Origin of the sequence: Salinivibrio costicola subsp. alcaliphilus (assembly GCF_001996185.1) — a bacterium.
GTDB lineage: Bacteria > Pseudomonadota > Gammaproteobacteria > Enterobacterales > Vibrionaceae > Salinivibrio > Salinivibrio costicola.
Genome location: NZ_MUFR01000162.1, coordinates 1 through 364, shown reverse-complemented (window position 1 = coordinate 364; position 364 = coordinate 1). Strand labels below are relative to the sequence as shown.

The window sequence follows — 364 nt, the reverse complement described above, 5'->3', positions numbered from 1 at the left end:
CTTGGTAGTCCACCACCACGAACGGTTGCGGGTCGAGCCCCGCCACGGTTAACGCTATTTGCAATGTCGCCATCTGTGTATCCTTCGCCCTGCTTGTTTACCCTGATACGTTCAACTAGACCCTGCCGTCTGGCTCAACGCACCACAGCCCGCCCGTAAAGGCAGGCTGTTTGCGTCTTCATGTCGCCATGAAAGATTAGGCTTCGATAGGCTTGCGCCAGTCGTCTGAGCCTGAAGTGCCTGCGTTAACGTGGTCCCAGGTAACTTTGCGGTAAGACATCGACACGGTCAGGTTCTGGGTAAAGTCTGACTTCGCCGGGTCTTGGCAATGGGGCATCTCGCAGTGAATGTCCACAATCGAGGC

The 364-nt window shown here is 56.0% G+C and carries 1 pseudogene; it reads right to left on the bottom strand.

Annotated elements, in window-relative coordinates:
- Positions 1-196: 196 nt before the first annotated feature.
- Positions 197-364 (bottom strand): annotated as a pseudogene (locus tag BZJ21_RS15690) (type VI secretion system tube protein Hcp); the annotation flags it as partial.